Raw genomic sequence first — 8,538 nt, forward strand, 5'->3', positions numbered from 1 at the left:
AGTATCGGCGGGGAGGCTCACCCCCGCGGGGAGGCCCTTACACCACTTTTCGTGACGCGACTCGGAAACGCCGGCCTTCTCTTGCGGGCGTCCGAGAATCCGGGAAGTTCTCGCGCCGATTGGCCCGTCGCCCGGAGAAGGCCGTCAATTCCGAGACGGTCTCGGCGCCAACCGCGGGAACGTCGCCAATTCTGGGACGGGTGGTTGCCTGAAGTGGAGAAGGCCGCCAATTTTGGGACGCGCGGTCGTCCCAAGCGGAGAAACCCACCGATTCCGTGACGGCACGCGGCCGCCCCCCCGCGGTCTCCAGTTAGTCCAGCGTGCCCATGACGATGAGCTGGGTGAGGGCCGGGAACTCGGCCGGGTCGTCGGCCTTCACCAGGTTGGAGAGGCGGATCCACTCGATGTTACGCCCGCCCTCGCCAAGCGAGAAGCGCTGCGGCAGGCCGCTCTTCTCGAGGCGTACCGTGGTCTCGTAACCGTCCGAGCAGGTGAGCGTGGCCTGCTGCCACCAGGTGTCGTGCGGGAAGTCCGCGCGCAGCACGAGCACGGCCTCCTCGGCGTGGACCGGACGGCCAAAGTCAACCTGGAGCCAGGCGTCGTCGCGGCCGTTGATGCCCCAGGACTCGTAGGGCCAGCGGCCGTGGTGGATGCTCTGCCAGGTGCCGTCGATCGCGTTGCGCGCGATGAAGCGCGGGTTGGTGGCGCCGGAGTTGGTGGTGGCGTGGGGGTAGGTGCCCGTTGCGCCCTCAAGGTCGTGGGAGTTGAGGGCGAGGTCGCGCCACGTGGCGCGCTCGCGCGGGTCGAGCACGCGCGCGTAGCCCCAGTGGGTGTCGCCGAGGAAGGCGTGGCTGGGGTAGGGGTCGCGCGCCGCCTCGAAGGGGATGGGGAACTCGAGGCGGCCGTCGGTCAGGTAGACCACGCTCGGGGGCAGGGACTCGTCGAGCATGACCTCGAGCTCGAGGTTCTTCTCGTCCGCGGTGAGGACGAGGACGTCGCCGGGCTGGTACTCGGCGTAGCGCGTGTCGAGCTGGACGAGGCTCTCGCCGGTCGCGGTGCCGCGTACGGCGCCGTCCGCGCCGACGAGGCTGAGGGTGAGCTGGGGCATCGTGGGCTCCTTTCGGCTTTTACGAAAACGCCGCAGGACGCTGGCGTTCCTGCGGCGTTGGGAGATGCGAGAGGCGGCTGCTTACTGCGGCTGCTTGCCGATGTAGGCGAGGATGCCGCCGTCGACGTAGATGACCTGGCCGTTCACGAAGTTGGAGGCGTCGGAGGCCAGGAAGACCGCCGTGCCCATGAGGTCGATCGGGGTGCCCCAGCGCGCGGCCGGCGTCTTGGCGACGATGAACTGGTCGAACGGATGGCGGGAGCCGTCGGGCTGGACCTCGCGCAGCGGAGCGGTCTGCGGCGTGGCGATGTAGCCCGGCCCGATGCCGTTGCACTGGATGTTGTGCTCGCCGAACTCGGAGCAGATGTTGCGCGTGAGCATCTTGAGGCCGCCCTTGGCCGCGGCGTAGCCGGCCACGGTCTCGCGGCCGAGCTCGCTCATCATCGAGCAGATGTTGATGATCTTGCCGTGGCCCTTCTCGATCATGCCGGGCAGCACGGCCTTGGAGACGATGAACGGGGCGTTGAGGTCAACGTCCACGACCTGGCGGAAGTCCTCGGCGCTCATCTCGAGCATGGGGATGCGCTTGATGATGCCGGCGTTGTTGACCAGGATGTCCGGCGTGGTGCCGAAGTCGGCCTTGATGCTGGCGACGAGGTTCTCGACCTGCTCGGTGTTGGTGACGTCGGCCACGTAGCCCTTGGCCTCGATGCCCTCGGCGGCATAGGCCTTCTCGCCCTGCTCCTTCTTCTCGGGGTTGAGGTCGTTGAAGGCGATCTTGGCGCCCGCCTTGGCGAGGGCGGTGGCGATGGCGAAGCCGATGCCATACGAGGCGCCGGTGACCAGCGCGACCTTGCCGTCGAGGCGGAAGCTGTCCATGCTGAAGATGCTGGGGTCTGCGTACTGCTCTGCCATTGTTCCTCCTTGGTTCCGCCGGCGTCCGCCGGGCTTCGGTTCCAGTATGGTTGGTAAACCAGTTTTGTCAAGAATACATCGCCGTGAACCACGAGGTTACGAGAATTTTTTCACGGTCGTATTGCGACCGTCCGCGGGCTCTGGTGTATGATTCTGCGCGAAAGTTTGGTAAACCAGTTAACGGAGACCACCTCGGACGCGCGCCCGAGGGGAGGGAATCGCGAGTGAGGGAGCTGAGCGGCATGCATGACCTGAATGAGCGCACGACCGTCCTTGCCTTTGGGGAGCTCATGATGAGGCTCTCTCCGCCCGACCACCAGCGCCTGGAGCAGGCCACCAGCTTTGAGGTGCGCTACGGCGGCGCGGAGGCGAACGCGGCCCTCTCGCTCGCCTTCCAGGGGGACTCCGCGGCGTTTGTCTCTGTGGTGCCGCCCAACCGCATCGGCGACTGCGCGCTGCGCTCGCTCATGGCGTATGGCGTGGACGTCTCCCGCGTGGTGCGCGCCGGGGACCGTCTGGGCAGCTACTTCTTCGAGGTGGGCGCCTCCATGCGATCCAACGGCTGCGTCTACGACCGCAAGTACTCCGCCGTCTCCCTGGCCGAGCGCTCCGCGTTCGACTGGGACCGCATCCTCGACGGCGTGGGCGTCTTCTACTTCTCCGGCGTGACGCCCTCCCTCTCCGAGGAGCTTGCCGCCGTCTGCGAGGAGGCGCTCGTCGCCTGCCGCGAGCGCGGGATCGTCACCATCTGCGACCTCAACTACCGCGGCAAGCTCTGGAGCCCGGAGCGCGCCCAGGAGGTCATGCGCCGGCTGCTGCCCCACGTTGACGTCTGTATAGCCAATGACGAGGACGCGCCCTCCGCACTGGGGATGACCTGCGTCTCCGGCTCGCTCGCCAACGGGATCGAGGAGCGCGCGGACTACGCTGAGATGGCGCGCCAGATCTGCGCCGAGTACGGCTGCTCGATGGTGGCCTCCGTCATCCGCAACGTGCGCTCGGTCGAGGATTCGGACTGGATGGGCATGGTCTACGCCGACGGCGAGGCGCACTTCTCGGCGGTCCACCACGTGCACGTGCTCGAGGGCGTGGCTGCTGGTGACGCCTACGGTGCGGGCCTCATCCACGCCCTGCTCCACGGGTACGACCTCGACCACGCGAGCGAGTACGCCATCGCGGCGAGCGTCCTCAAGCTCACCATCCCCGGGGACTCCAACTTCGTGAGCGAGGCCGAGATCGAGGCCGTGGCGGCAAAGGGTGCCGGTCTGCGCGTGGCGCGCTAGCCCCGGCAGAAGAAAGGAACCGCAATGAGCTACATGGACGGGTTTTACGAGAGCGTCGGGAAGATCGGCGTGGTGCCGGTGGTCGTGCTCGACCGCGTGGAGGATGCGCTGCCGGTGGCGGACGTGCTCGTGCGGGGAGGGCTGCCCTCCGCCGAGGTCACCTTCCGCACCGCCTGCGCCGCGGACGCCATCCGCGAGATGAGCGAGAGGTGCCCGGAGCTCATGGTGGGCGCCGGCACCGTGCTCACGCTCGAGCAGGCCCGTCGCGCCGTGGACGCCGGCGCGCGCTACATCGTGAGCCCGGGCTACAACATGGAGGTCGTGGACTGGTGCCTCGAGAACGAGGTGCCGGTGCTGCCGGCGGGCGTCACCCCGACCGAGGTCACGGCGCTCGTGAACCGCGGCCTTGAGGTCACCAAGTTCTTCCCGGCGGCCCAGTACGGCGGGCTCGGCACGATCAAGGCGCTGGCCTCGGTCTTTGTGGGCCACCGCTTCATGCCCACCGGCGGCGTCTCTGCGGCGAACCTCCGCGAGTACCTGGAGTGCCCGGCGATTCTCGCCTGCGGCGGCACTTGGATGGTCAAGCCCGACCTCATCCGTGCGGGCGAGTTCGAGCGGATGTACGAGCTCACGCGCGAGGCCGCGCAGACGGTCCGCGAGGTCAGGGGCTAGGCCCAAAGCGTTGTTCCACCCGGCGCGCGAACACTGCCATGCGCGCACGCCGGCTCCTTCTTTTCTCGGGAGACGCCCCCGCCGGCACGTTGCCGGCGGGGGCGTCTTCTTAGCGGTTGTCGCAGCTTGATCAGGCTCCTTGGCAAAACGTCTGGAGGTATCAGCAGCTTTTCGAGCCAGGGCTACGTATGGTCTTGCACTTACCCATCAAACGGCCAGCTCTTGGGCCCGTTTGTTACGTTTTGTACTGCACGCATGGACTAAATCTGCTGATACATGCCGTTCGCGGGTTGATATGGGCCATTCGCTGAATGCTTTGGGCGGTCCATACCCTTGGAGAAAGGAAAACTGGCCCCACTATCAGCGGGTGGAGATAGCCGTCGGTTTCGTGGAAGCCGCCTGTCAGACAGCTCGTCGGTGAAGCTTGTATAGTCCTCCCACCCGTGAGGTTGGAGGAGCCATGTCCCTGCATTTGTGCCACGAGTCTGCCGCTCAGTATTGGCTTACGAAAACCGGCGACGAGCTCGTGCCGGATTACGTGCCCGTTCGCAATCTTGCTAATGCGACGGCGTCAATGAAGGAGGTTGCCGCAGCGGGCCTGCCGGTGGACTACTCCGCGAAACGGCCGCTTCACGTGCTTGTGGGGACGCGACAAGATTATCGGTCTCTGAAGAGCGTCAAGACGCACGTCTGGTCAGGGTCCGTACCACCTGGCAGCTTCAACGAGCTATACGGGGCGAACTTCGTTAGCTCTCCTGAGTTCACCTTTCTCCAGATGGCATCTGTGCGCCCGCAGCTCGAGCTCGTCGAGCTGGGATGCCACCTCTGTTCGAAATTTTCGATTGGGGCCGAAGGGCATGGATACGTGGGCGAGCGAGCGCCTCTGACGACCCCCGAGCGGATGGCATTGTTTCTGGAGGCGGCAAACGGGGCATATGGAGTTGCGAAGGCTCGGCGGGCGCTGTGCTATGTTGTGCCTGGAGCGGCCTCACCGATGGAGATCCTCATCGTCTTGGCATGCGTTTTGCCGCCGCGTCTCGGCGGGTGGTCGATGCCAGAAATCACCGCCAACCAAAGCATTCGCGTAGATGACGACCTCAAGCTGATTGTGGAATCCGATTACCTGGTTGGCGACATCTACCTTCCCTCGGTGAGGGGAGACATCGAGTACGACAGCTATGAGTTTCACACTGGGCGATATCGCCTCGACCACACCCAGGCCCGGAGAAACGTCCTTGAGGCAATGGACGTGAAGACGGTCTCTGCAACCTGGGGACAGATTTCGTCGTTTGACAAGTTTGAGGCGTTCATGCGAATGGTGATGCGGAGGTTTGGCATCGAGGGGAGGGCGTTTACGGCGGGCGAGCGCGTTGCGCAGATCAACCTCTACGAACATCTTACCGACCCTCGGGCGCGCCTCTTCTAGGAGGGTTGACCCGATGGTCGAGTTGTCAGCAGATTAATTTCGTCCCGTTGAGTAGAGAGCGCCGTTGGCTTTGGAAATCCCCTGTTCAGGGACCTGCGAAAAACGGGCATACTCTGGGTCTTCGAAAAATCTGCTGACAAGTCGCGTTCCGAGAGGGGTGCGCGTCGTGCCTACGCCCCGTCGTCCACGAAGCCCACGCGGTACGCTGAGAACACCGCGGCGCCCTCGGCCTGGGTGGCGTCGAGGTCCACGTCGCCCCAGATGCCAAAGTCGCGGTCGTCGTCGGAGTCGCGGAAGACCTGGTGGACGTGCCAGACATGACCACCACGCTCGTCACTCTCGTCGATCGAGAAGTATGCGGCGCTGCGGGCGTCCGCGTCCAGCAGGATCTCCTCGTGTGTCTCGCGGAAGCGTTCCAGCGCGCGGCGCCACACGGGCGCGCGCCAGCCCCACTCGGCGTCGAGCTTGCCCAGCTCGTCGGCATCGTCGTGTGCGGCCAGTCGTACGCGGGCGAAGAGCGCGTTGCGCACGAGCAGCGTGAGGCCGCGGCGGTCGCGCACGACCTCGTCCGCGGCGGGCGGCGCCGCGTCGAGCCCCTCCGAGGAGCCCTCGCCGGCGGCGGCCCACTCGTCAACGAGCGAGGAGTCCACCGTCCGCACTACCAGGCCCAGCCATGCGATGATGTCGCGCAGCCGCTCGTCGCGCTTGTCCAGCGGCACGGTGCGATCGAGCGCGCGGAACGCCTCGGAGAGATAGCGCAGGAGCAGCCCCTCGGAGCGCGCCACGTTGTAGCGGCCCACGTACTCCTTGAAGTCGCTCGCGGTCTCCACCATGTCGCGCAGGACGGACTTGGGCGAGAGCGTGAAGTCGCGCGCCCACGGCACCTGCTCGCAGTACTGCTCGAAGGCGGGCTCCAGCAGGTCCTCGAGCGGCTTGGGCCAGGTGACCTCCTGCAGGCGCTCCATGCGCTCGTCGTACTCGACGCCCTCGGCCTTCATCTCGCTCATCGCGCGGTCACGCGCCACGCGCTGCTGGGCGCGCAGGATCTGCCACGGGTCCTCGAGCGTTGCCTCGGCCATCGAGATGACGTCGAGCGCGTAGGTCTCGGACTCGGGGTCCAGGAGCTCCAGCGCCGCCAGCAGGAACGGCGAGAGCGGCTGGTCCAGCGCAAAGTCGTCCGGGAGATTCACGGTCGTGGACCAGGACGCGCCGCCGTCCGGCAGCTCCTCGCGCGTGACCACGCCGGCGTCGAGCAGCGTGGCAAAGATCTCGTCCGCGCGCGTGGCGAGCGCGGCCTTCTCCTCGGCCGGCTGCGCGGACTCCTCCACGAGCCGGTGCACGCGCGCCCAGGCGTCTCCGCCCTGCTCGACCTCGGCGAGCACCATCGAGTGCGTCACCTTCATGCGCGGGCGCAGCGGTTCCGGCACGGCGGCGATCAACCGCTCGAAGGTCTGCTTGTTCCAGCCGACAAACCCCTCGGGTGGCTTCTTCGTCTTGGTCTTGCGCGCCTTCTTCGGGTCACCGCCCGCCTTGCGCAGCGCGCGGGCGTTCTCGATGTCGTATTCGGTGGCCTCGGCGATGACGTGGCCCTCGGTGTCAAAGCCGGCGCGCCCCGCGCGACCCACGATCTGGTGGAACTCGCGGGCGTTGAGATGGCGCATGCGCCGCCCGTCAAACTTGGAGAGCGCGGTGAGCACCACGGTGTGGATGGGCACGTTGATGCCCACGCCCAGCGTGTCCGTGCCGCAGATGACCGGCAGGAGCCCCTGCTGCGCGAGCTTCTCCACAAGCAGGCGATAACGTGGCAGCATGCCCGCGTGGTGCACGCCCACGCCGCAGCTCAGGAGGCGCTGCAGCGTCTTGCCAAAGGTGGTGGTGAAGCGCGTGCCCTTGATGGCGTCCTTTATGGCCTCGCGCTGCTCTTTGGTGGAGACGCCGTAGCTGGCCAGGCTCTGCGCGCTCGCAAGGGCGGCGTCTTGCGAGAAGTGCACGATGTAGAGCGGCGCCTCGCCCGCGCGCAGCGCCAGCTCGACGGTTCCCTCCAGCGCCGTGTCCACAAACTCGTAGGAGAGCGGCACGGGGCGCGGCGCGTCCGCGATGGTGTCCACGGCGCGCCCGCCGGTGTGCTCGGAGAGCGCTTCGGCAATAGCGGTGGTGTCGCCGAGCGTGGCGCTCATGAGCAGAAACTGCGCGTGGGGGAGCGTGAGCAGCGGCACCTGCCACGCCCAGCCGCGGTCGGGGTCCGCGTAGAAGTGGAACTCGTCCATGGCCACGCAGCCCACGTCGCAGCCCTCGCCCTCTCGCAGGGCCTGGTTGGCGAGGATCTCCGCGGTGCAGCAGATGATGGGCGCGCCCGCGTTGATTGACGCGTCGCCGGTGATCATGCCCACGTTCTCGCGGCCAAAGAGCTCCACGAGGTCAAAGAACTTCTCGCTCACCAGCGCCTTGATGGGCGCGGTGTAGTAGGCGCGCCGATCCGTGCATACGCTCATGAAGCACATGCCCAGGGCCACCATGGACTTGCCCGACCCCGTGGGCGTGCCCAGGATCAGGTGGGCGCCCGCCGCCAGGGAGAGCAGCGCCTCCTCCTGGTGCGGCCAGAGCTCGATTCCGCGCGACTCCACCCAGCCCAGGAAGAGGTCGAGCGCCTCCTCGGCGGGGATGTTGGGGTAGGTCTCCTCATCTGGCCAGGGAATGAGCCGACCCAGCGACCCGGTGCCGTTGGGGCCTTCGTCGAGCGACTCTGCGCGTGGTGCAACGGGCATGCGATTCTCCCTCGTTTTGGTGGGCTCCCATTCTACCGCGGGTGCCAGACGCGGGCACGAGCGGGCGTCATTGCAGAACGTGTCGGAAAATCCACCGGTTGCGCCAGATTCGTGCCACGCCGGTGGGTGCCGCGTATTCTAAGGTCAACAGAGAGACCGACCCGCAGTTCGCACACACTCCTCGGGCTCGCCGCTCCTCCCCTCCTTTCCCCGGTCAGGGCCCGCGCGCGTCGCTCTCTCCCTTGCCTTGGAGGCCCGGGTGCCATGCCCCGGGCCTCAAGTTTTGCGACGGCCACAAGTTGTTCTCGGCTTGCTCTCGGCCAGCCTCCAACTTTTCAGCGCTCTGAAAAATGGCACCGTGGCACACGA

The 8,538-nt window shown here is 66.6% G+C and carries 6 protein-coding genes; 3 read left to right on the forward strand and 3 right to left on the reverse strand.

Annotated elements, in window-relative coordinates; genetic code table 11:
• Positions 1 to 310 precede the first annotated feature (310 nt).
• Positions 311 to 1,108, reverse strand: coding sequence for a hypothetical protein (locus QUW25_RS09840; RefSeq protein WP_289512040.1), 798 nt, complete (start codon positions 1,106 to 1,108; stop codon positions 311 to 313).
• An 81-nt stretch (positions 1,109 to 1,189) separates the two neighbouring features.
• Entirely contained in the window at positions 1,190 to 2,023 is an 834-nt protein-coding gene (locus QUW25_RS09845) for a gluconate 5-dehydrogenase (RefSeq protein ID WP_289512041.1), read from the reverse strand.
• A gap of 242 nt (positions 2,024 to 2,265) precedes the next feature.
• Between QUW25_RS09845 and QUW25_RS09850 the strand changes: the two genes are divergently transcribed.
• The 3 genes from QUW25_RS09850 to QUW25_RS09860 all read left to right on the forward strand — a co-directional run bounded on the left by QUW25_RS09850 (position 2,266) and on the right by QUW25_RS09860 (position 5,404).
• A complete protein-coding gene (locus QUW25_RS09850) occupies positions 2,266 to 3,306 on the forward strand; it encodes a sugar kinase (RefSeq protein ID WP_289512042.1) in 1,041 nt (346 codons plus the stop codon).
• Positions 3,307 to 3,330: 24 nt separating this feature from the next.
• Positions 3,331 to 3,978: a bifunctional 4-hydroxy-2-oxoglutarate aldolase/2-dehydro-3-deoxy-phosphogluconate aldolase gene (locus tag QUW25_RS09855; protein ID WP_289512043.1), complete on the forward strand. Its 648-nt coding sequence runs from the start codon at positions 3,331 to 3,333 to the stop codon at positions 3,976 to 3,978.
• A gap of 460 nt (positions 3,979 to 4,438) precedes the next feature.
• Positions 4,439 to 5,404, forward strand: coding sequence for a hypothetical protein (locus tag QUW25_RS09860; protein ID WP_289512044.1), 966 nt, complete (start codon positions 4,439 to 4,441; stop codon positions 5,402 to 5,404).
• 170 nt (positions 5,405 to 5,574) lie between these two features.
• Here the strand turns inward: QUW25_RS09860 and QUW25_RS09865 are convergent, their stop codons facing one another.
• Positions 5,575 to 8,169, reverse strand: a complete 2,595-nt coding sequence (locus tag QUW25_RS09865) for a DEAD/DEAH box helicase (protein WP_289512045.1) — start codon at positions 8,167 to 8,169, stop codon at positions 5,575 to 5,577.
• Positions 8,170 to 8,538 lie beyond the last annotated feature (369 nt).

The sequence above is a fragment of the Thermophilibacter provencensis genome (genome assembly GCF_030372065.1).
Taxonomy (GTDB): Bacteria; Actinomycetota; Coriobacteriia; order Coriobacteriales; family Atopobiaceae; genus Thermophilibacter; species Thermophilibacter provencensis_A.